This window comes from Arcicella gelida (assembly GCF_034931025.1).
Lineage (GTDB): Bacteria > Bacteroidota > Bacteroidia > Cytophagales > Spirosomataceae > Arcicella > Arcicella gelida.
In genome coordinates, this window is sequence record NZ_JAYGIL010000002.1 from 77,429 (window position 1) to 98,017 (window position 20,589).

The window sequence follows — 20,589 nt, forward strand, 5'->3', positions numbered from 1 at the left end:
ATTAGTGGGTTTTGGGTGTGTTATCAAAAACAATTATGCTGAACAAAATCAACATTACTTCTTTAAAAAACAAAGACGATGTTTGTTCAACATCGTCTTTTAGTTTTACTCATTCCATTGATTACTTAACTTGAAATGAACCATTTCCGATTTTGAACCCTTCAGAATATAACTCAATGCTATATTTACCTGATTGATAAGGAGCACTTTTTCCGTAAATGATGTCCACTTTTTGATCATTGTTTTCAAATGGAACACTTTGTTTGAAGCTGTACCCTATCTCTTTTCCATCATTGCTAACTGTACCTGCTGAACCGTCTTCACTAACAACAGCTCCGTTTTGGTCAAGAATTCTAACAAAAATCTCTTTGTTGTTTTTCTCAGCCACAGGATTTGAAGGCATGATAAATGAAATCTTTAATTTATTGATTTTCGATGCTTTGTATAAACCACCCTCACGAACTTTACCATTTGATGCTAAAGCTGCAACTTGAACGTTGATTGCTTTCATAGCACTTGCTAAAGTTACTTTACGTTTCAAATCATCATTTTGTGAAGTATATTCAGAAACTGTTTGAACTAAACTAGCTTTTTCAGTTTTTAAACCAGTATTTTCAGTCAATACCTGTTGTTTTTCTTCTTCAAGTGTTTTTGTACGAGCTAACAAAGTACCATTCTCTTCTTGTAATTTGCGAATGTCTTCGTCTTTTACAACTAAGAAGTTTTCATACTCCTTTATTTTGGCGTCATATTTCTGAACAGAAAAGTTAAAATCAGATTTTAGCTTCTTTTTATCACTTTCTAATTGAGCTTTTACGTTTTCTAATTCTGTAACATTTCCACCTAATTTTTGAATTTCAGCAATCTTTTCATTCAAAACGATAGAAATAGAATCTAGCTTAATTTGAGTACTTGATAACTGTTCAACTTTTGAAGTAATTGATTGTTGAAGCTCAAAAGTTTCATTTCTTGCTCCCATAAATAAGTAACTCAATAAAGCTACAACTCCGATTAAAACACCGATGGCAATTTTAAATACACCTTGATTGTTGTTTGATTCCATGATTGTTTCTGATTTAAGTAATTGTTGTTGTTTTGATGATACAAACTAACTACCCTTAACTTAAACAAGAATTAAACTCACCTTAAATTTACCTTAAAATTACTCGGTGACTTTTGGAAACCATAGAGTGAAGACCGTTCCGTTTTCATCAGAAACTACTTCTACTTCTCCTTTGTGAAGACGAGTAACCTGAGAAACGATTGCCAAACCAACACCATGACCTTTTGTGGCTTGTGCTGTGGCATTACTCCGATAGAATGGATGGAAAATAAATGGCAAATCTGCCGCAGGAATGATAGAACCTTTGTTCATAAAAGATATTTTAATACCGCTCTTATTTGCCAAAAAATTTACGACTACAGTATTATCATCAGAAAATTTACAAGCATTATCCATTAAATTTATTAGAACAACCTTTAAAGAAGCTTCATTTCCTTGAAGTATTAAAGCTTCTTCATCGTCTGGGAAATCTAAGAAATTAATTTGAACGTTATAATCTTCATGCCATTTTTGAAGCTGTCCTTTGGTTTCCCAAAGTAATTCATCAATTCTGATAGGTGTTTTTTGAACACTTTCTGAACTAACAATCGTATTGGCTAAATTCAACAGTGTATTCGTTAATTGAATTAAAGTTGTGGTGTCTTCTTTTAAAGAATTTAAACTTTGTTCATATACTTCTGGGCTACGCTTTTGCATCAAAGCAATATCAATTTGCGAATAGATTTTGGTGAGTGGATTCTTCAATTCATGCGAAACATTGGCGATAAACATTTTTTGCATCACCAAAGCGTCTTCAATTCTATCTAATAATTGATTGAAAGTAGCCACCAACAAACCGATTTCGTCTGAACGATTTGGATGTTCTACTCTTTTGGCAACATATTCTGGGAAAATACCATTTACTTGTTTAATAATGCCAGACATTGGTGCAAGCGCCCTTCCTGCAAAAAACCAACCAGATAAACCTAATAATAAAATACCAGCTAAAATCATGATTAAGAGTATTCGTCTTAAATCATCAAGTGCTTCGGTACCATTTTTATCAATCGCACTAACAATTACCCAATTATCAGCACTTCCTTTTTTAAGGTGAATTCCTAATACTTTATAATCACCAATTTCAGTAAAAGTAGTTACTTGATCAGATTTCATCAAAGGCAAAAGCTGTTGATAAGAAAACATTTTACCATTGTTGGAAGAAAAAATAATGGCTTTAGTATTTTTATCATAAACAGAAATACTTTCATCAATCAATAATTCTTTATCCGAAATATTAACCAATTTTAGCACCGTAGAATCGGTTGCTTGTAAATCAAAGAGTAAAGTGGTAGTCGTAATGGCACGGTCTTGAAGACGCTTGAAGAAACGTTTTTCAAGATAAAGTTTACTAAAAAAATAAACTCCTACCGAAAAAAGTAGCAAAATAGCCGTTACCAATGCCATGAATTGGTAAGTAAGTCTTGAGCGAATATTAATCATCAATTTGGCATTTTCAGTACGTAACCCATTCCAATTTGCGTGTGTAATAGCTTGGTATCGAAATCTTTATCAATTTTCTTACGGACAAAATTCACATATACTTCAATCACATTCGTGCCTGTATCAAAAGTAACATCCCAGATTTTTTCGGCTAATTCGGCTTTAGAAATTACTCTTCCTTGATGTCTGATAAAGTATTCTAATAATGAAAATTCTTTAGCAGTTAATATGATTTCATTGCCAGCTCTCGAAACACTTTTGGTATCTAAGTCCATTTCTAAATCAGCAATTTTCAACACATTCGCTGTTTGAATTGAACCAATACTTCTACGTGTAAGCGCACGAATCCTTGCCATTAACTCCTTAAATTCAAAGGGTTTTACCAGATAATCATCTGCTCCGCTATCTAAACCAATAATTTTATCGTCGGTTGTGCCAAGTGCTGTAAGCAAAAGAATTGGGAAAGAAATGCCATTTGCTCGTAGCTTTTTACAAAGTTCTAAGCCATTGATACCCGGCAAGATTATATCAGAAATGATTAAATTATAATGATTGCGTGAAGCCAATTGAAAACCCATCAATCCATCATAGGCAACATCTACTTCACATTGCTGTTCCTCAAGCCCTTGTTTGATGAGCTGCACCGTCTTTATTTCGTCCTCTATTACTAATATTCTCATACGATGTTAATTTGCTTTAATCAAAATTAAGGAATATTAAGCAGAAAGAACTACTCTAAAAACTGTAAAGAGTGCATTTTAAGGGAATTTTAATGTTTAGTTAGGATTTTATCAAATAGGTAAAATTGGCAATTCATTACTTTTCCAACAAAATAGATTTTACAATATCAAACCTTTCTATCGTTAATAAATGTCCATTTTCTGGTAAATAAATTAAACGTCTCGGAGCATTTTTTAAAGCATCAGATACAAATTGTCCGTTGGTTGTTTCAATAACCCAATCTTTTCCGCCTTGTAAAATGGTTACGGGACAAGTAATTTTCTCCCAAGACGGTAGTAATTTCCTTAATTCAGCTACGTGACTAAACTTTTCGTTACTTGCAGTATTAATATATTTGGGTAAAAATAACCTTGCAAATTTGGTATTGACAGGTTTAGAAAACCACCAAAATTTTTCAGTGGAAGGGTCACAAGCGGGCGAAACTACGATTAATTCTTTGATTAGTTTGGGATAATCGGCTGCCATTCTTGCCGCAATTCCTGCACCATAAGAACGCCCAAACAACACTACTTTTTTAGGATTTTTATACTTAATAATTTCGTACAATATTTTAGCTTGTTCTTCGATAGAAGTAACGGTTTTGCCTGATTTGTTATAACCAGCACGATCTGGAACAACAATTTGATATTTTTTCAGCAACAAACTATCCGATAAAAACTCTTTATAACCAAACCACGCACCAGGAGCACCATGAATCAAAAAAAGCATCGGTTTGGTGCTATCGCCAGCGGAAGCATAAAAATACTTTTTACCTGCAAAATTTAAGTATGAAAATTGAGGTTTCGGTGGATGTTCAATATAATACTTATCGACTGCTTTGTCGTTCATTTTGAAACCCTTCAAACATGAAAAACAGCTAAATACCAATAATAGTAAACTTACGTTATGAAATGTCTTCAAGAAAATGTTTCTGATTTAATGATAAATTTATTTTGTTCCACTCAATTGTTTTGGTTTGTGGAAACTGCCTGATGGCACAATCTTGAATTTTACAATGATGACAACAATCTGGCAAACAAGGGTCTGCATGAATGAAAAACTCAACGTTTGAATCAAATTCTTTCCCTAAAATCTCTTCAAATTCATGCACGGTGTCATGTACTCTATCCAAAACCCAATAATTAGGAAGTGTCAAATGGCAATCAATATGCAAATCAGCACCATATTGTTGTATTCTAAGGTTGTGAACATCAATCCATTCCGCTTTTTGATTATTTTTTAAAATTTCAACAATGCTGTGGAGTGTGCTATCATTCGTTTCGTCCATCAAACCACCGATAGATTTCCTCATGATTTTAATACCACTAATTCCCATAAAAATGGCAAAAATAATCGAAGCAACGCCATCAATCCATGAAGCACCTGTCAGAATAATTAAGCCAATGGCAATAATTAAAATAATTCCACTCAAAGCATCTAATTTCAGGTGTTTTCCATCGGCAATAAGTGTGGGAGAATTTTGTTTTTCACCTTCTTTTTCTATCACATAGCCTAAGTAAAAATTGATAATTGCACCTGCGGAAATGATGATAATACCAATATTAAGGTCATTCAAAGGCAAAGGATTCACAAAACCTTGTACCGAGTGAAAAATGATAAAAACACTTGCCAAAGTAATCAGTACTCCTTCTAGTCCTGCTGAAAAAAACTCAATTTTTCCATGACCATAAGGGTGATTCAAATCTTTCGGTAGCGATGCTAAAAAGACAGCGTAAAAAGCAAAACCACTGGCTACTACGTTAATGATAGATTCTAGAGCATCCGTTAAAATAGCACTAGAGTACGTTAAGTAATAGGCAATAAATTTTACAATCATCAATATTGTACTTACTACAAATGATGTAAGGATTAATCTATATTTAGGGGACATTATTCGAATATTTAAGCACAAAGGTACGAAATTCATATTTTAATTTTAGAACATACTATTATACCTTTGCAAAATGACAAACTTTGAAAATCCTTGGAAGACGGTTTCGTCTCGTGAAGTATATGATAATCCGTGGGTAAATATTCGCCACGAAGAGGTAATAAAACCTAACGGCGAAGCTGGTATTTATGGTGTAGCACATTTTAAAACAAGAGCTGCCGCAATTTTACCCCTCGACGACAACAACAATACTTGGCTAGTTGGTCAATACAGATACACATTAAACGAATACTCTTGGGAAATTCCGATGGGTGGAGGTTCTTTTGAGGAAGATATTCAAGCATCGGCTCGTCGTGAATTGAAAGAAGAAACTGGAATAGAAGCTAAAAAATGGACTGATTTAGGAAGACTTCATACTTCAAATTCTGTAACTGACGAAGTTGGTTTTATGTTTTTGGCAGAAGATTTAACTTTTGGAGAATCTGAACCAGACGATACAGAAATTTTAGTGTTAAAAAAAGTAAGTTTAGAAGAAGCAGTTAGAATGGTAATGGATTCTGAAATCACAGACTCATTAAGTATTGCGACAATTCTGAAAGTGGCACGTTTGAAAGGAGTCTAATTTTATGATGAATGCGGTTATTTTTGGTTTTCTTTATGGATTCCTTTTATGCTTTACTTTTGGTCCAGCTTTTTTCAGATTAATACAGACAAGTATTGATAATGGTTTTAAAAGAGGTATTTTGATTGCTGGAGGAGTAACAGCTGCAGATGCTATTTTGATGTTTTGTGCAGTATTTGGGACAAGCTTTTTACCAAAACTTCAATATTTTAATGTCACTATAGCTTTAGTTGGTGCGTCTATTTTATTTATTTTAGGTTTCAACAGCTTGTTTAAACAGCAAACGCAATTGGTATATCCTAAATCTAAATTTGGCTCTTTTCTATATTACTTTACTTCTGGAGTACTTCTAAATTTACTAAATCCTTCTAATTATATTGCAGTTTTTGCTACTTCTACTTATCTCAGTAATGTAGAAGGATTTTCAATCAATGAAACTATCGTTTTTTTTGTAGCAAGTTTATTTGCCACAATGTTAGCGGAATCGCTTATTGCATTCTATGCTCAGAAAATGAAAAGAGTTTTAACTGCTAAAATCTTAAAAAGAATCAATCAAGTAGCAGGTATAATTTTTATTATTTCTGGAATTCTGATACTTTGGAAGCAGTTTTTGTAAGTGAAGTATTAGAAGCATTAAGAACATAAAATCACATCATCCATTTTTAGCTTCTTTATTTAATAAGCCATTTCGCACATTTGAGCGTTAATGTTGGGTGGAGGAGGTACTTTTGTTTTCCCTAACCCATGAGTGTCAAGTCCTCCCCCACATACTCTTTCAAAATGATGTCATCATAAGCAATCCTGTAGCATTCTTTGTTGGTAATCCATCATTAAAGTGCTTAATTTTTCCATTTGTTGCTGAATTTCCATTCCTTTAATATTCTCTTTTAATTTTCTGCCATCGGTTCTGTAATTTAACCAAAGTGTTTGTTGCCTACGGTTACAGTTGAGTTTTTTATTCAATGCTTTTCGCTGCTCTGGGTCTTGACTTTCAGATAATTCAATTTCTAATCTTCTTGCTTCAATTCTAAGACTAATATCCATTGTTTTGTACTTAATATCTGGGTTTAAAGCGTTTTCTATCATACCACGACTTATCTCTGAAACATCATTAAGCATTGCTCCATTGGCGCTAGTTTCCATACTCTTGGTTTGTAACTCTCGGTCTATTTTAGCACTTTCCTTGTAGAGGGCAATCAATTGAGGGTCAGTTTCATTTACCAAATTATCCTTTAAGGTTTGGGAGATTTCACTCAGATTTTCTTGATGAGATTCTTTGATATGTGTCATCATAATATCTCCCATTGGTTTATAACCTGAGCCTGAAAAAGTCTTTTTTTCTGGAATGAGTCCAGCCAGACGGCAACCAGCTTTAGTGGCAACGTTTTGGATGTGATAAACCAAATATACATGATTATTTTGCTTGTTGTAAATCCAGCCTAAACCAGCCAAACCAACGGCTGCATAATTACTTTTTAGAGGTGCGTACTGTCCTTTTGCCTCTCCTAAGTCTCTGACAATAGCTCTTATTTTACCTTCTTCGCTCGGAAATTCATACACATCAGCCATGAATCCCTCCGATTCAAAATTCTTGGAGGTGGTTAAATCTCCTTTACTAATTTTAATGCTTTTTGTTTTTTTCGCACTTCTCCAAAAAATCTCTCCCTGCATCATATTATCAAATTTTGCCATTGTGTTGGTGTAATTACCATCACCAGCGGTCATTTCTATGACAACTTTTCCATTCTCCTCCGTATTGACGTAGTAGAGTTGCTTTTTATTCGGTAGTATTGCCCAGTAGTCTAGCTCTTTAGCATCGAAAGGTAATTCACTCATCACTTGCCACTTTTTCAGTAATTCTTTGGGGATGCCAACCACTCCATTGGTTTGATTGATATACTGATGAATTACACTTCCATCACCATCATGAGAACACACCGAAATCATCAAATGGGTAGTTTTAAATACCTCATTTGCTTTCGGAATCGGGTCTGGTTTGACAGCGAAAGATGGATTTTTAAGGTCAATTTCTTTAAATCCTTCTCTGGGATTGATAAATTCGATTGCTTGGGCTTTGCTCTGCATTATCCCAATATAAAGCATAAATACGAGTAATTTCTTCATCATTTATTTACATTTATTGATTACTTCCGTGGCGAGTTTTTTGGCCAAAGTGATGTTTTCATCTTGGTTGGCACTGATGTGAGCTATTACTTGAAATGAAACATTACCTACTAAGACAATCAGACTCTTTTCTTTGATATTCCAAACGGCGGCTTCTCCGATACCTTCTACGGTTTTATAATCTATATTTCCTGTGGACATTTCTTTGCCAATCCCTACGGCTTCATCGGTTGTTTTTGCCCCATGACCTTCTTGTTTAATCTGAGTAGCTGCTTTGTCGAGATTACTATTTTTTTCTGCTTCGCTCACATTTCTGTAAAAGAATACAAAATTTTCCTTCGGAGTCGCTTTTCGAGGCATCATGAATAAATCGTTTCCCACCCATGTCAGTCCAATTTCATTTGACACATTTTGCTCAATTTCTCTTGATAAAAGTTTTATTTTTTCTTTTCGCTCGGCTTTCCATCGGTAAGAATACCTATCCACATTAAATTTTTTGCTCATTAAACCAGGTAGATAATTCATTTTAGCCGTGGCGGGTACTGAATAATATTTATTAATGGTTTCGAGTGGTAAAAGTTGGTTGTATTTCGGCATAAATGACCTAATACAATTTGCAGTGCTTGAAGTGGTATTTTGTGCCATGATGCTGTAAAAATCAAGACTATATATCAGCAACAGCGTGAGGAAAAATAAGCGATATTTTTTCATTATTTTACTTGCTTAAATTTGTAATGTTTGACTTCAAACTGGTACGGGTTATTCTCGTAAGTGAGTAGTTTTACAGAACTATACTTTGAAAAATAATGTGTAATAAATTGATTTTTAGGAACTAGACCACATAAGTTAAATGTATGGGGCAATTTAATGTCACCTTCAAGCAAGCTGAAACCGTACAAAACATTAGCATTTCCAAAGATTTGAGTACTTAAAAATAGCGTATCAACTTCGGCAGATTTTAAATAACTAAGCGTGAAACCCTTAGCTATGATTTGACCTTGCGAACCGTCTATTTTTTTGGTTTGGTTAATTGATTTTAAGAGTTTATGCTTATCTGATTTTTCCAATACTTGATAAATCTTTTGTTTAATCGCCGTTTTTTCACCCTTTTCAGTTTCAGTAAAAATTGTATAAATTCCTTCAGGAGTACCCAAAACTGCTTTTACCATGTCATCGTTGGGAACGTAGAGAAACTGTCCCGTTTGAGGATTATGATAAATCCATATTTCGCTTTTTTCAATGCCATTACCCACCTCATAAATAAAAGCATTAGGAAAATTTAGGATTGATTTTGATGATTGGGCAATTCCTTTAATTGTACATAAAATACAGATTAACAGCAACTTAATATTATTTTTCATTTACTAACATTGATAGGATTGTTCTCTTTGTTGATATTGAAATCAACAAAGATTTTAAATAAACTTCTCATCTAATTATGTGTTTAAAGTTTTATAAACTCTACTCGGCGATTGTTGGCTTTCCCTTGTGGAGTAGTGTTAGGGTCTGAGGGTTGAGTTTCCCCTTTGCCATCGGTTTCTAAGCGGTTAGATTCGATGCCAAATTCTATATTTAACGCATTTTTAACCGAAGCCGCACGGCGTTTCGATAAATCTAAGTTTTGGGTGTCTTCTCCATCTGAATCAGTATGTCCGATAATTTTTACTTTCACAGCCGGATTCTCTTTCAAAACCGTCCCAATTTCTTTTAAAATTCCATACGATTCGGGTTTGATTTTATCTGAATTTATATCAAATAAAATTCCACGAGTAACCAATTTTCCTTCGGTAATGAGCTTATTACGGGTATCGGGTGCACCTACTGCATAGCGAACGTTTGATACCATAAATTCATCGTCATGATCTCTTTCTGTAACATAGTTGACGTAAGAAGCCCCAAATTTGAAAACATTATACTTCAACTTTGCATCAAAAGCCTGCGGAATATCCAATACTTTTGTTTGGTTTACATAGATTCTCAAGCGAGACTTTTGTCGCCAAATAGAAATTTTAGTAGATACTGGCTCTGCTATTTCAGTTGCCTCAAATTGCTCTATGTTGAGTTCCTCATTTTTTCCAATCTCTTCATTATTTTCATACACAATGTATCCACCCGATTTTATGCCAGGTCTCCAATTAAAATATACTCCATTAGTAATGTATTTATTAGCTAAATCTTTTTTAACATTACCTTCTACTGATGATAAGTATAAAGAATAGTTTAGTAGATTATTGGAATTATAGCGAGTCTGTAAATCAAATTCCAAAGTGAAATTTTCTGGCATATCTTTTACATACTCAGGCTGAAAAAAACCATCTTTCGACATCAACAGCCATTTATTCGGATTGCCTTCAACCGTTACGATTTCGGCAGTAGAATTGGTATTCCAACCCAGCGGAAAATCGCCAACATTGGTCGTTGAAAAATCATCAAAAGCAAGTACTTTCTCTCCCGATACAAAATCAAATTTTGAATAGATTTTCATAATTGACTTTGAAGAAGAATTTGACTCTGTTGTATTATCCGATTTTTTTTCTGAACTCGTTGTTTTGCCGTTTTGATTATTTTCCTGATTATCGGTACTTTCTTCCTTTTTTCCAGTCTTCTTTTTTTCTTTCTTCTTGAAGATATTTCCGATTCCCTCCTCAATTTTATCGAATCCTTTATTGATTCCTTCGTCAATCTTGGAATTTGTACGATTTTCAGCTGAACGCTTTGCTGTTTGTTTGGGGTCGATGACTTGTCCAGAAAGACTACTCATTGATATAAATAAAAAGCCAGAGAGAAGAAGTAATGTTTTCATGTTTTAAATTGTTTTTATTTATTTGTGTCTGAAAGCCAAAAAAGTAAACTCATTATGAAATATTTTTTTCTGACGTTTACTTTTTAAGAGAATCAGCACTAAAAAATAGCAGCGGTGATAGACTTAAACTTATTGAAAATAGCAGACCCAAAAGCGATTGAACAAGTTTACAAAACACATAAAAAAGCGTTTATGACTTTCGGTTCTAAATATGGTTTGGTAGAGGACGAACTGTTGGATGTTTATCAAGATACCATCATTGCATTGATAGAAAATATTCGAAAAGGACATTTAAACAACCTTCAAGTAGAGCTTAAAACATACCTTTTTTCGGTTGGTAAATACCTGATATTCAAAAGAATGAATTCAATTAAAAAGACAGATACAATAATTGAAAATCTGCCAAAAGATTTTGTATGGGAAGATTTTGATGATGAAAAGGAAGAGCTACTGTCTAAAATATCTACCAATTTAAAACTATTGGGAGAACAATGTTATAAAATTTTAACGTTGTTTTACTACGAAGAAAAGAAATTGGATGAGATTCAAAAAACACTAAAATATGAAAATAAAGATGTCTTGAAAAGTCAAAAATCAAGATGTTTAAATCATCTAAAAAAACTTTTGAATAAATGAGTTTAGAAAATGAAATATTGATAGAAAAATACTTTGAAAATCAGCTATCAAAGGAGGAAAAGCTAATTTTTGAGGAGAAAATAATTAATGACGAAAGATTTAGCAAGGCATTTGAATTTGAAAGAAACATCAAAAAGAGTATTCATCTTACTGAAAGAGAAGCGTTGAAAGTCATGCTCAAAGGTTTTGATGAAAAACCTCATAGACGAGTAATTTCATTTAGAAATTGGTATTGGCTGAGTGCTGCGGCGATGATTATTTTGGGCGTTTTGTTTTGGTTATCAACTGAAAATAAACCCAATAATGAAGATTTGTACTTGAGTTATTACCAAAATTATCCTAATGTAGTTGAGCCAATTGTACGTGGCGAAGGTAATCAAGGCGATAAAAATGAGGCGTTTAAGGCTTATGAACAAGAAAAATATCAAAAATCAAAGGTACTCTTCCATAATATTTTTGATAAAACTAAAGCTGAGTACGCACTTTTTTACGAAAGTCAAAGTTATTTTGCCTTAGGAGAAACGCAAAAGGGAATTGATATTTTGGAAAATGCATCGTTTACAGATGATAAATATCAATTTAAAACTCAGCAAAAATGGTACTTGGCATTGGCATATTTGAAATTGAATAAGATTGAAAATGCAAAAAAGTACCTCTACATTTTGGCTAAATCTGAAAATATTCAGCAAGAAAATGCGTCGAATCTATTGAAATTGTTGCCTTAATTTTGACCGAAAAACAAATAGAAAAACAGAGAGTATTCCCAAAATTCCGACCACAGTATAAACCAACCAATTCTCTTCTGAAATGGGACTAGGATTACCGTTTAAAACGAAGCCTGCCCAATAATATGGATGTATTTTTGATGGATTATTTTTGATAAAGATTCGTTTTGCTTGTGCTAGTGCTTCAACTTTTGACATTTTATTAGCCAGATTCTGGTAAAATAAAGTCATCAACTCTGCTGTTTCCTTATCTGGAACTTGCCATAAACTATGGATAGATGCTTTTACTCCTGCATAATTCAAGGCACGTGAAATACTCATCAGTCCTTCACCATTTAAAAGATTACCAACTCCTGTATTACAAGCACTTAATACAACTAATTCAGACGGGAAGTTGAGGTTATAAAGTTCGTGAAAGTACATTTTTTCCTCATTCTGAAATATCAAATTTGAATATTCGTAATCGGATTTATTGAGGTTTGAGTGCATCGCTAAATGATGTATTTTGCTCATTCCTACAGTTTTAATAAAATTTGCCTTGGTTGCCTTTTCATCTAAATAAATACTGGATTTATTGAAAGAACTTGCTATTTCTGAAATCTCCCGACCAGTATAAAAAAGTTGACCATTCTCACTTCGATTTAGAGCAATTTTATCGTTATATTTTGGGGCAAAACCTGTTAAATTGAACTTAAAATCATCATTTGTATTGGCATCAATACTCATAAATTTAAGGGCGTGTTCGTAGGATATATTTTTTGATTTTGCTAATACTTCGTTTTTTTCAGTGACTAAGGTTTCAAAGGGTAATGCACTTAAAAAGCTATCTGTTATAAAAGTATAGTTTTTTATTGAATTGATTTTTAGAGAATTAACTAATAGTTGGTAGATTTTTTTTGATTCAATTTGATAGTTAAAGTCAATATTTCTGAGTTTCTCATTATATGCTTTACAAATGGTTTCTATTTGTTTTTTTGAGCCTAATAGTCTGACTTCAATACTTTTCTGATTGATGATATGTGCATACACCGAACTATCAGTGATGGTATATTTTACAATAATATTATCGTCTTTGATTTTTTCTTGGATAGGTTTTAGGCTAAATTCAGACTTTGAAAAGCGTTTTAATTGCGGACTTTGCTTAAAAACTTCTTCATTCAAGCGAATCAATTCTGATTTTAGATTTTGAAGCGTTTGTTTATCTTGCTCTGTTTTTTCGGATTTACGTTCAAAGTCATTGATTTGTAGTTGAATATCATTTTTCTTCGCAATAATTTCTTTCGGGAAATGCAAGTTTTCTTCGTTGCGAGCTAAAAATTGTTTCCATAAATGCTGAGAACTAATTCTTTCCAAAGTGTTGATAGTTTCTTCAATTTCACGATGATGATTACCAATTCTTGCATCGGCATATAATAGACCTTCCTTAATATTTCGTAAATACTGGTCGAGCGTTGGGTTGAAAATTCCTTCATTATAATAGCGTTCAAACATGGCAGAAGCCATTTTATAAAAGCTTTTCATCGTTTTTAAATCCGCTATTTTCTTGCCATTACGCTCATAAATTTGCCGATAAGCTAATCCAGAATGGATAAAAATATTAATGTGATAATAGCCTGAAATATCTCCAAAATCAGCAATAGAGAAAGATGATAAATCTTTGTTTTTATCAGTCATCAATTTATATGCGTATTTTAGGGTTTTAATACTTTCGGCAGGACGATTGAGATTGGCTAACAACTCTGCTTTCAAGACATTTAGGGTAAAAATACTGCTTCCTTTGCCTTGATAAGCCATTGCTTTTAGGCTTTTTTCGGTGTACTTTAAAGCTTGTAAATAATCTCTTTTTTCGTAATAAAGCATAGCATAGCCCGCTTGAGATTTCATTTTATAGAATTCATCACTTGCCAGCATTTCTTGTAATCCATTGTACTTCAAAGCTTTATCATAATATTCTTTGATGCGATAATAATAATAAGCGGCATCATAACTTGATAATAACATTCCTATTTCGCTCTGATACCAACTTTTTGGGGACTTTTTATACAGTTGTTCTATTTGCTGAATATGATATTCTATTTTGACAGGCGTAAAAACTTCACCATAATATCGAATACTGTTTAAATGAAACATTGCACGGGCTTGGGCATCATCATCTGCCCCTTTTGGAATAAATTTACCCTGTTTCATTTTCAAAAAATGTGAATTCATGAGTGCTTCAAACTTTTTTTGAAGTATTCCTGCTTGCACCAAATCGCCGTAGTCTATCAGTTCATAAATAGCATTATTGTAGGCAGTAGATAAAATACTTATATCATCTTGGTAGTATTTTCCCCAAATCTCGAGTGGTTTATAACGGTAGGCGTTGCATTGGCTCATCATATTGGCTTGCCAATAATTATAAGCCAAATTGGTGTAAGCCAAAGCATTGATATAATGATTATTTAAATTATTTTTTTCAAAAATTTGAATTGCCTGTTTGTAACATTTAATTGAAAGTGTGAATTGGGCATTATCAGAGTAATTTTCTCCCAATTGTACATAAATTATTCCTTCGTAAACATTAGTATTTTTTTTACTAAGTAATAAATTATTTAATATTTTGAGAGCTTCATTATGTTTCCCTTCATATCTAAATATCTTAGATTCTGTGATTTTTAACCAAAAACCAAAGCTTGTTTTTGGGTACTTTTTTGGTATTGTGCTGCTAATTTACTGAAGGAAACCTTTGCTTTTTCTAAATCATTTGCTTGAAGGAAAAGATTACATTGAGTATTTTCAAGCATAAAAATATGCTCAAGTTTATTCGTCACATCAGAGCTAACTGCTAACTTTTGTCTCAGTTGAAGTTCTTCCTTGAAGTATCCTGCAAAAAATAGACTATCTGCACTTTTAGATTCAAACGAATTTTGTGCAAAAATCACTTTTGGTATTATAATGAAGTATAATAAAAAAATTATTTTCATCGATTTAAGGAAATTGGATTCAAAGGAGGGATTTAGATTCAAAGCCTTAATGTTCGTAATCATTCATAAGATTAGTTTAAATTTAAAGTATTTTGAACAAATTACCGAATTCCAATTCCAGATGGTAAAAGCAAAAGTGTTTTCAAAATGTTTAATATTATAAAAAATACAAAGCCTAATTAAAAAAAAGGCTGTCTCAAAATGAAGACAGCCATAAATTCTAACTAATATAATTTTCCCACTCAGCAATTAAATCTTTCTTCTTCAACACTCTTGGGAATTTATGTTGTCCGCCAGTTTTACCTTTTGATTCCATAAAATCATAAAATGTTTTTACTGGTAAAACCGTAATTTCTAGTCCTTTTAAAGCATGTTTTCTTTCTACAGGATAATCATCATTGATTTTGCAAAGGGTTTCATCGATGAACTTCAATAAGTCCTGAGCATCAACTTTATCATCTGTACCAACGTACCAATGATGACCGAAAGTTTCTTCTAGTCTTTTACCTACCACAGTAAATTCTCTGACGTCGATGTTGAAATTTTTACAAGCCAATTCAATGGCTTTATTCATATTATCTACCGAAAGGTGTTCTCCACAAAGACTTAAAAAATGCTTTGTTCTACCAGTAATGATAATTTCTGCATTTTTCTTATTGGTAAATTTAATGGTATCGCCAATTAAATAACGCCAAGCTCCCGAAACCGTAGAAATCAACAAAGCGTATTCTTTGCCTTCTTCTACTTCATCAATCATCAACGTTTCTGGATATTGAACCATACTTCCATCTTCATCAAAATTTCGGTCATTAAATGGAATAAATTCAAAGAAAATACCATTGTTTAATACCAATTGCATATCGCTATTGGGATGCGTTTGATATGCCAAGAAACCTTCGGAAGCCAAATAAGTTTCGATATAAGTGATTGGGCGACCTAACAATTTTTCAAATCCTTTCTTATAAGGTTCAAAACTTACACCACCATGACAGTAAATTTCTAAATTTGGCCAGATTTCATGGATGTTTTTCAAATTATACTCTTTGATGATTTTTTCCATCAAAATCTGAATCCATGCGGGTACTCCTACAATAAAACCAATATCCCAATCTTTGGCTTTCTTCGTGATTTTATCAAGCTTTTCACTCCAATCAGCCGTTTCTGCAATGGTTTTACCTGGTTTATAGAAGCGTTCAAACCAAAAAGGGATTTTCCCTGCGGTTATTCCGCTTAAATCACCTTCAAAATAATCACCTTTGTCTTGTAGTTTTGTACTTCCTCCTAACATCAAATAGCCTTTTTCATACAATTGAGAAGGCAAATTTTTATAGGCTGATAAGGCTAAAATCTGACGAATGGAAGTTCTATGAATGGCTTTTACCATATCCTTTGTAACAGGAATATGTTTTGACGAAGCTTCGGAAGTACCCGAACTCAAGGCAAAATACTTTACATTCCCAACCCAAGAAACATTCTTTTCTCCTGCCAAAGTTTTATGCCACCATTCGGCATACATTTTATTGTAATCGTAAACAGGGACATGTTTTTTATATTTTGTATAGAATTCTTTATCGTCTGAAAACAAAGCAGCATTCATAATTTCTTCAAAATGATACTTTTCTCCAAACTGAGTAAAACGTCCTTTGTTCAATAACTTCACAAGGGTTTTACGTTGAAGTTTCGCTAAATTAGATTTTGGGCGTTTCATCAAACTCGTTAACCCAATACCTCTTTTTAAAATATTTCCGACTATAGCCATTTTGAAGGAATTAATACGTAAGAAAAATATTCATTTTGGTACATTAAAACCATTCTTTGATGGTATCAAGTGCTTGATAATCTGTCAAATCAAATTTTGCAGGAACAATTGAAACATAGTTTTCTGCCAAAGCATCTTCGTCATTTCCTCCTGCGGTATCATCATTTTGAAGGAATCCGTCCATCCAATAATATTTTTTGCCATAAGGATCTTGTCTTTCTTGAAAGGTCTCACGGTACAAAGCATCCGTTTGGCGACAAATCTTAATTCCTTTAATCGCTTCATCCGATTTCTTCGGAAAATTCACATTCAAAGCTATACCTTTAGGTAAACCATTTTGAAGTACTTTGTTCGCAATCTGAACGATATATTCTTCCGTATGTGAGAAATCTGCATCAGCACCAAAATCACATAATGAAAACCCAATTGCTGGAATTCCTTCAATCGCCGCTTCAATCGCCGCCGACATTGTTCCACTATAAATCACTGAAATAGAAGAGTTTGAACCATGATTAATGCCAGAAACTACTAAATCTATTTTTCTACCTTTCAACAAAAAGTGTTTTCCGAATTTGATACAATCAGCCGGAGTACCGCTACATTGATAAGCTTCTACGTTTGGTAAAAAATCTTTTACTTGGTTTACTCTGAGGGGTCTGTCTAAAGTAATAGCGTGTCCCATACCAGATTGGTGGCTATCGGGTGCTACTACGACAACCTCCCCGATTTTCGACATAATTTCTGCTAATGTTTTTATCCCTTTCGCCGCTATTGAATCATCATTAGCAATCAATATGAGTGGTTTTTGCATTGTTTGTAAACAGTATTTTAAAATTCTATGCTTGCTGGATCAAATTTAAATTTTGACATTCTAACATTCTAATTATTATCATTAAATATCCAATAATAATACTAAAATATCTTTACTTTTGAATCTCAAATCAAATATAGGTAGTTTTGTTGTGGTGACGAAATTACAATAATCATTCATGTTAAAATTCATAGGGCAACTCATTCTACAATTTTCAGGCTGGAAAGTTATTGATAATACTCCTAAAGGCGTAAAATCTTATCCTCGTGCGGTCATCATCGCAGCACCTCATACTTCCAATTGGGATTATCTTTTTTGCATGGCAGCTATCTATTCTGTAGAACTTCCCATTCGGTATTTGGCAAAAGATTCGCTCTTTAAATTTCCTTTAGGAATACTTATGCGTGCTTTAGGTGGCATTCCTGTCAATAGAAAACAAAAAAATAATTTGGTGGATGAAATGGCTAAATTATTAAGCAATACAAACAAAAACGTACATTTGATAGTTCCTGCTGAAGGAACACGCTCATACACAAGCGAATGGAAATCAGGATTCTATCATATTTCTGTAAAAGCACAAGTACCAATTATATTAGGCTTTTTAGATTTTAAGAAAAAAGAAGCTGGCTTTTTAGATGTGTTTTATCCAACAGGAAATTATGCAAAAGATTTGGTTGCAATTCAAAAATATTACTTGAATATTACACCAAAATATCCTGCGCTATTTTCATTAAAAGACCAAAAAATTGATTAAAATGAGTAATTATAACATCCAAAAAGCTCAATTACAAGATTTGCCCATCATTCAACAAATTGCGAATGAAACTTGGAGACCTACTTACGGAAGTATTTTAACAGAAGAACAAACTTTGTTTATGTTAGAAATGATGTACAGTACGGCATCATTAACGAAACAATTTGAAAGTAATCATTTTTATATTTTTACAGACAACGAAAAACCTGTAGGATTTTCAGGCATTGAAAAAATTGGGGAAATGATAAAACTACACAAGATTTACTTCTTGCCTGAAACACAAGGAAAAGGCTTTGGAAAAATCATGATTGCTGAAATTGTAAAAATAGCGGAAACTGAAAATTGTGAATTCATCGAATTGAACGTTAACAGAAACAACAAAGCAAGAAATTTCTATGAAAAATTGGGTTTTGAAGTATTCAAAGAAGTAGATGTTAATATTGGAAATGATTTCTGGATGAACGATTATGTAATGCGTAAAACCGTTTGATAAGTCAAGTAAATGAATTTAAAAGCCATTAATACCAAAGGAAAACTAAGAATTTATTCAATTTCTAATGAAACCTCTTTAGCCTTGCCGCTCATTGAAGGAGGCATTAGTGCTGGTTTTCCTTCGCCCGCAGCAGATTTTTTAGATTCTACTATCGACCTCAATAAATACTTAATCAAACATCCTTCTACTACTTTTATTGCTATTACAGATGGCGTTTCTATGACAGACGCTGGCATTGCTGATAAAGATTTGCTAATCGTAGATAAATCACTTGAACCATCAGATGGTAAAATTGCGGTTTGTATTTTGAATGGTGAATTTGTTTTGAAACGCTTGAAAGTTGACAAAGACGGCATTTGGCTCATGCCTGCCAACGAAAACTATAAACCTACAAAAATTACAGAATATCACGATTTTGAAATTTGGGGAATTGTTACTTTTTCCATTCAAAAGCATTAAAATATGTTTGCTTTAGTTGATTGTAATAATTTTTACGCATCCTGCGAAAGAGTTTTTCAGCCCAAACTGAGAAACCAACCTATTGCTGTGCTATCAAACAATGATGGTTGTGTGATTTCCAGAAGTAACGAAGCCAAAAAAGCAGGAGTACCAATGGGTGCGCCAGCTTATAAATTCCAAGATTTTTTCGAGAAAAATAAGATTCATGTTGTATCGTCAAATTACGCTCTTTATGGTGATATGAGTAACAGAGTGATGAATCTATTATCAGAATTCACACCAGACATTGAAATTTACAGTATCGACGAAGCTTTTTTGAAATTTGAAGGTTTTGAAAAATACTTCGATTTACAGGAATATGGAAAACAAATTCGTTACAGAGTAACCAAAGGTACAGGAATTCCTATCAGCGTTGGCATTGCCCCTACTAAAGCACTTTCAAAAGTGGCGAATAATATCGCTAAAAAATTCCCAGAAAAAACAGGTAACGTATATGTAATTGATACAGATGAAAAACGTATCAAAGCTTTAAAATGGCTGGCGATAGAAGCTGTTTGGGGAATTGGCTATAAACTTGCCAAACGTTTGAAAGCTGTAGAAATACAAACCGCTTTTGATTTTGTAAATTGTAAAGAAGAATGGGTAAAAAAAGAAATGGGAGTTGTTGGACTTCGTTTGTACAAAGAATTACAAGGTATAAATTGTTTAGACCTCGACGAAGTAGCTGACAAAAGGAACATTGCAACCACTAGAAGTTTTGAAACCAATTATAAAGACTACGAACTTATCAAAGAAAGGATAGTCACTTTTACAGTAAGCTGTGCTGAAAAATTAAGGAAACAAAAAGCTTATTGCAATGCGATTGTAGTTTTTCTTCGTACCAATAGCCATAGAAAAGAATTAGCACAATACAACAGAAGTCACTTTCTGGCTCTACCTTTTCCAACAAATTCCAACATTGAATTAGCCAAATTTGCGACAGAAGCATTAGATAAGATTTTCAAAAAAGGTTTTGAATACAAAAAAGCAGGTGTAATTCTAACAGATTTTAGTCCAGAAGGCTCACAACAGATGAATCTTTTTGAAAACAGTAATCCCAAACACAAAAAACTAATGGAAACTGTTGATAACATTAATAGAAAAATGGGTACAATCAAAGTAAAATTAGCTACACAAGATTTAAAACGTACTTGGAAAATGAAGCAAGAGAAATTATCCCCAAAGTACACCACCAAAATTGCCGATGCAATTAAAGTAAAGGTTTTAGATTTTTAATTTCTCTTGCTT

The 20,589-nt window shown here is 33.1% G+C and carries 21 protein-coding genes; 8 read left to right on the plus strand and 13 right to left on the minus strand.

The annotated features are described in order from the left end of the window. Positions 1 to 121: 121 nt before the first annotated feature. The 5 genes from VB776_RS00360 to VB776_RS00380 form a co-directional block, all read right to left on the minus strand. Complete coding sequence (locus tag VB776_RS00360) at positions 122 to 1,063, minus strand: hypothetical protein (RefSeq protein ID WP_323324895.1); 942 nt, start codon at positions 1,061 to 1,063, stop codon at positions 122 to 124. Between the two features lie 99 nt (positions 1,064 to 1,162). Next, positions 1,163 to 2,542: a sensor histidine kinase gene (locus VB776_RS00365; protein WP_323324897.1), complete on the minus strand. Its 1,380-nt coding sequence runs from the start codon at positions 2,540 to 2,542 to the stop codon at positions 1,163 to 1,165. After that, entirely contained in the window at positions 2,542 to 3,222 is a 681-nt protein-coding gene (locus VB776_RS00370) for a response regulator (protein ID WP_323324899.1), read from the minus strand. The genes VB776_RS00365 and VB776_RS00370 overlap by 1 nt, the downstream gene beginning before the upstream one ends. A 136-nt stretch (positions 3,223 to 3,358) precedes the next feature. Continuing rightward, positions 3,359 to 4,111: an alpha/beta fold hydrolase gene (locus tag VB776_RS00375; RefSeq protein ID WP_323324901.1), complete on the minus strand. Its 753-nt coding sequence runs from the start codon at positions 4,109 to 4,111 to the stop codon at positions 3,359 to 3,361. Positions 4,112 to 4,166: 55 nt separating this feature from the next. After that, a complete protein-coding gene (locus VB776_RS00380; protein ID WP_323324903.1) occupies positions 4,167 to 5,153 on the minus strand; it encodes a cation diffusion facilitator family transporter in 987 nt (328 codons plus the stop codon). 73 nt (positions 5,154 to 5,226) lie between these two features. Here VB776_RS00380 and VB776_RS00385 point away from each other — a divergent pair, with 73 nt between their 5' ends. Further along, complete coding sequence (locus VB776_RS00385) at positions 5,227 to 5,775, plus strand: NUDIX hydrolase (RefSeq protein ID WP_323324905.1); 549 nt, start codon at positions 5,227 to 5,229, stop codon at positions 5,773 to 5,775. Between the two features lie 4 nt (positions 5,776 to 5,779). Continuing rightward, complete coding sequence (locus tag VB776_RS00390) at positions 5,780 to 6,391, plus strand: LysE family translocator (protein ID WP_323324907.1); 612 nt, start codon at positions 5,780 to 5,782, stop codon at positions 6,389 to 6,391. Between the two features lie 173 nt (positions 6,392 to 6,564). On the opposite strand, the gene VB776_RS00395 is transcribed toward VB776_RS00390, so the two are convergent. The 4 genes from VB776_RS00395 to VB776_RS00410 all read right to left on the minus strand — a co-directional run bounded on the left by VB776_RS00395 (position 6,565) and on the right by VB776_RS00410 (position 10,702). Next, positions 6,565 to 7,902, minus strand: a complete 1,338-nt coding sequence (locus tag VB776_RS00395) for a hypothetical protein (RefSeq protein ID WP_323324909.1) — start codon at positions 7,900 to 7,902, stop codon at positions 6,565 to 6,567. After that, entirely contained in the window at positions 7,903 to 8,610 is a 708-nt protein-coding gene (locus tag VB776_RS00400) for a hypothetical protein (RefSeq protein WP_323324911.1), read from the minus strand. Further along, positions 8,610 to 9,260 (minus strand): hypothetical protein, encoded by a 651-nt coding sequence (locus VB776_RS00405; protein WP_323324913.1) that lies wholly within the window; start codon positions 9,258 to 9,260, stop codon positions 8,610 to 8,612. Before VB776_RS00405 ends, VB776_RS00400 begins: the two co-directional genes overlap by 1 nt. 83 nt (positions 9,261 to 9,343) lie before the next feature. Further along, entirely contained in the window at positions 9,344 to 10,702 is a 1,359-nt protein-coding gene (locus VB776_RS00410; RefSeq protein WP_323324915.1) for an OmpA family protein, read from the minus strand. 114 nt (positions 10,703 to 10,816) lie between these two features. Between VB776_RS00410 and VB776_RS00415 the strand changes: the two genes are divergently transcribed. Both VB776_RS00415 and VB776_RS00420 read left to right on the plus strand, forming a co-directional pair. Then, positions 10,817 to 11,338: an RNA polymerase sigma factor gene (locus tag VB776_RS00415; protein ID WP_323324917.1), complete on the plus strand. Its 522-nt coding sequence runs from the start codon at positions 10,817 to 10,819 to the stop codon at positions 11,336 to 11,338. After that, entirely contained in the window at positions 11,335 to 12,063 is a 729-nt protein-coding gene (locus VB776_RS00420) for a tetratricopeptide repeat protein (protein WP_323324919.1), read from the plus strand. Before VB776_RS00415 ends, VB776_RS00420 begins: the two co-directional genes overlap by 4 nt. On the opposite strand, the gene VB776_RS00425 is transcribed toward VB776_RS00420, so the two are convergent. The 4 genes from VB776_RS00425 to surE all read right to left on the minus strand — a co-directional run bounded on the left by VB776_RS00425 (position 12,043) and on the right by surE (position 17,596). Continuing rightward, positions 12,043 to 14,595 (minus strand): CHAT domain-containing protein, encoded by a 2,553-nt coding sequence (locus tag VB776_RS00425; protein ID WP_323324921.1) that lies wholly within the window; start codon positions 14,593 to 14,595, stop codon positions 12,043 to 12,045. The genes VB776_RS00420 and VB776_RS00425 overlap by 21 nt on opposite strands. Before the next feature lie 122 nt (positions 14,596 to 14,717). Further along, complete coding sequence (locus VB776_RS00430; protein ID WP_323324923.1) at positions 14,718 to 15,026, minus strand: hypothetical protein; 309 nt, start codon at positions 15,024 to 15,026, stop codon at positions 14,718 to 14,720. Positions 15,027 to 15,246: 220 nt separating this feature from the next. Continuing rightward, a complete protein-coding gene (locus tag VB776_RS00435; RefSeq protein WP_323324925.1) occupies positions 15,247 to 16,785 on the minus strand; it encodes a GH3 family domain-containing protein in 1,539 nt (512 codons plus the stop codon). 43 nt (positions 16,786 to 16,828) lie between these two features. Then, complete coding sequence (gene surE / locus VB776_RS00440; protein WP_323324927.1) at positions 16,829 to 17,596, minus strand: 5'/3'-nucleotidase SurE; 768 nt, start codon at positions 17,594 to 17,596, stop codon at positions 16,829 to 16,831. Between the two features lie 178 nt (positions 17,597 to 17,774). Between surE and VB776_RS00445 the strand changes: the two genes are divergently transcribed. From VB776_RS00445 to VB776_RS00460, 4 genes are read left to right on the plus strand one after another with little or no spacing between them, the layout of a single operon-like run. Next, positions 17,775 to 18,350 carry a 1-acyl-sn-glycerol-3-phosphate acyltransferase gene (locus tag VB776_RS00445; protein ID WP_323324929.1) on the plus strand — a complete coding sequence of 192 codons (576 nt, stop codon included), beginning with the start codon at positions 17,775 to 17,777 and terminating at the stop codon, positions 18,348 to 18,350. Position 18,351: 1 nt separating this feature from the next. Then, positions 18,352 to 18,840, plus strand: a complete 489-nt coding sequence (locus VB776_RS00450; protein WP_323324931.1) for a GNAT family N-acetyltransferase — start codon at positions 18,352 to 18,354, stop codon at positions 18,838 to 18,840. 12 nt (positions 18,841 to 18,852) lie between these two features. Then, a complete protein-coding gene (locus tag VB776_RS00455) occupies positions 18,853 to 19,302 on the plus strand; it encodes a LexA family protein (RefSeq protein WP_323324933.1) in 450 nt (149 codons plus the stop codon). A 3-nt stretch (positions 19,303 to 19,305) separates the two neighbouring features. Continuing rightward, complete coding sequence (locus tag VB776_RS00460) at positions 19,306 to 20,577, plus strand: Y-family DNA polymerase (RefSeq protein ID WP_323324935.1); 1,272 nt, start codon at positions 19,306 to 19,308, stop codon at positions 20,575 to 20,577. The last annotated feature ends 12 nt before the right edge of the window (positions 20,578 to 20,589 follow it).

What these genes read in the sequence shown, in the direction of transcription:
- VB776_RS00360 (WP_323324895.1), bottom strand. Translation starts at nt 1,063, where the DNA reads ATGGAATCAAACAACAATCAAGGTGTATTTAAAATTGCCATCGGTGTT.
- VB776_RS00365 (WP_323324897.1), bottom strand. Translation starts at nt 2,542, where the DNA reads ATGATTAATATTCGCTCAAGACTTACTTACCAATTCATGGCATTGGTA.
- VB776_RS00370 (WP_323324899.1), bottom strand. Translation starts at nt 3,222, where the DNA reads ATGAGAATATTAGTAATAGAGGACGAAATAAAGACGGTGCAGCTCATC.
- VB776_RS00375 (WP_323324901.1), bottom strand. Translation starts at nt 4,111, where the DNA reads ATGAACGACAAAGCAGTCGATAAGTATTATATTGAACATCCACCGAAA.
- VB776_RS00380 (WP_323324903.1), bottom strand. Translation starts at nt 5,153, where the DNA reads ATGTCCCCTAAATATAGATTAATCCTTACATCATTTGTAGTAAGTACA.
- VB776_RS00385 (WP_323324905.1), top strand. Translation starts at nt 5,227, where the DNA reads ATGACAAACTTTGAAAATCCTTGGAAGACGGTTTCGTCTCGTGAAGTA.
- VB776_RS00390 (WP_323324907.1), top strand. Translation starts at nt 5,780, where the DNA reads ATGATGAATGCGGTTATTTTTGGTTTTCTTTATGGATTCCTTTTATGC.
- VB776_RS00395 (WP_323324909.1), bottom strand. Translation starts at nt 7,902, where the DNA reads ATGATGAAGAAATTACTCGTATTTATGCTTTATATTGGGATAATGCAG.
- VB776_RS00400 (WP_323324911.1), bottom strand. Translation starts at nt 8,610, where the DNA reads ATGAAAAAATATCGCTTATTTTTCCTCACGCTGTTGCTGATATATAGT.
- VB776_RS00405 (WP_323324913.1), bottom strand. Translation starts at nt 9,260, where the DNA reads ATGAAAAATAATATTAAGTTGCTGTTAATCTGTATTTTATGTACAATT.
- VB776_RS00410 (WP_323324915.1), bottom strand. Translation starts at nt 10,702, where the DNA reads ATGAAAACATTACTTCTTCTCTCTGGCTTTTTATTTATATCAATGAGT.
- VB776_RS00420 (WP_323324919.1), top strand. Translation starts at nt 11,335, where the DNA reads ATGAGTTTAGAAAATGAAATATTGATAGAAAAATACTTTGAAAATCAG.
- VB776_RS00430 (WP_323324923.1), bottom strand. Translation starts at nt 15,026, where the DNA reads ATGAAAATAATTTTTTTATTATACTTCATTATAATACCAAAAGTGATT.
- VB776_RS00435 (WP_323324925.1), bottom strand. Translation starts at nt 16,785, where the DNA reads ATGGCTATAGTCGGAAATATTTTAAAAAGAGGTATTGGGTTAACGAGT.
- surE (WP_323324927.1), bottom strand. Translation starts at nt 17,596, where the DNA reads ATGCAAAAACCACTCATATTGATTGCTAATGATGATTCAATAGCGGCG.
- VB776_RS00445 (WP_323324929.1), top strand. Translation starts at nt 17,775, where the DNA reads ATGTTAAAATTCATAGGGCAACTCATTCTACAATTTTCAGGCTGGAAA.
- VB776_RS00450 (WP_323324931.1), top strand. Translation starts at nt 18,352, where the DNA reads ATGAGTAATTATAACATCCAAAAAGCTCAATTACAAGATTTGCCCATC.
- VB776_RS00455 (WP_323324933.1), top strand. Translation starts at nt 18,853, where the DNA reads ATGAATTTAAAAGCCATTAATACCAAAGGAAAACTAAGAATTTATTCA.
- VB776_RS00460 (WP_323324935.1), top strand. Translation starts at nt 19,306, where the DNA reads ATGTTTGCTTTAGTTGATTGTAATAATTTTTACGCATCCTGCGAAAGA.